This is a genomic window from Rodentibacter sp. Ppn85 (genome assembly GCF_001999335.1).
GTDB lineage: Bacteria > Pseudomonadota > Gammaproteobacteria > Enterobacterales > Pasteurellaceae > Rodentibacter.
Window position 1 is genome coordinate 1 of sequence record NZ_MLHS01000091.1, and the last position, 1,330, is coordinate 1,330.

Sequence of the window (1,330 nt, forward strand, 5' to 3'; positions counted from 1 at the left end):
TATCTACCTTATAAATATTAAAATTAAATTTAGACAGGACATATAAGTATAAGAATATCAAAGCTAACAATGTTAATTTTAAAACAGCAAAAAAATCACTTTTTCTCATCTTGAGACACTCCATTATAACTATCGTAAACTTTTTCAAATGAGTTAGTCATGATCTCTCTTACTATGGGGGCTATAACTCCTCTCCCGAAGAAACTATCTGAAGCGGAACCAACAATAGCACTACCGGTAGTTTTAGTAACATCATATTTTCTATTATCTTTAGCCCAATCAACTGTTACTCCTAGACCAATAGCAGGAAGCACCGGCATACCTGATGTAACTCCTCCTGTAGCTGTTGAGTAAAAAATATCAATCCCCAATTTAGTTAAATTATCTGAATTCATTTCTTTACCATTAATTATGTAATCGTAAGATTCAGAACCTGATTTAGTCATACCTGCAGCAAGAGCATTAGCTAAAACAATTTCTTTCTTTTGCTCTCCCATAGTTTTTACAGTGTTTCGTGCATAGCCCCTTGCACCATTAACACCTTTACCCACAATATCCGCATAAGTTAATTGTCCATTCACATACGCTTTATTCAGAGCATCATTCACAACCGGCAAGGTTTTATTTAATTGATTCTCTGCTTTTATTGCAGAAACAAACGCCTGATCGGCGACTTTTTCCAATTTACTCACACCTTTAACTAAAAGCGAACCGCCTCCAGTTCCAAGCAATAATGCAGCTTCTGCCGTTGAACGTTGTGCTTTTACATCAAACGAATTCTCTATCGTATTCGGATTTTGTATATGTTTAGCATACAGTTCTTGATAGAAGATTTCCTTATCTGTTCTATCTTTCGTTGTCCACCGACTCGGCAAATCAGAACGATATTTATCATCCAACGCATAAGCATACCCATAACCTTTTATGTAATTTCCTGAAACAATATCTCTCAAACTTCGGTTAATTTCATCCGGTGTTTCCCGACTACGTAAACTTTCCGATACATAACGTTGAAGATAACCATCTAATCGGCTCCACTCATCATCCGTCATTTGCTCAGGATGATTTCGTGCTTTATCCGCAAGATAATCACTTGTGTGGTCATCTTGTTCATAAGAAATAAATTCCATTATCTCTTTTTGTGAAGCTTTACCTTCTTTTATCTTTTTCTCAAGAGTGTCTCGTCTATCTTGAGAAAGCGTACTCAAGAAATTATGCTCCACCGCATTTTCCGCAATGATTATTCCTTTGCTAATAGTCGCCAGATTCTCCGCTCGATTGCCCTTGGCCGTTAAACCGCTTGCAACCCCCGCCGCCACTTTGCTTAAGG

Annotated in this window: 1 protein-coding gene; it reads right to left on the reverse strand. The window is 37.3% G+C overall.

Features of this window, described 5'->3' with window-relative positions; translation table 11 throughout:
• Window positions 1-95: 95 nt before the first annotated feature.
• A partial coding sequence (locus tag BKL51_RS11395; RefSeq protein ID WP_198930133.1) for a VENN motif pre-toxin domain-containing protein occupies window positions 96-1,330 on the reverse strand: 1,235 nt, incomplete at its 5' end.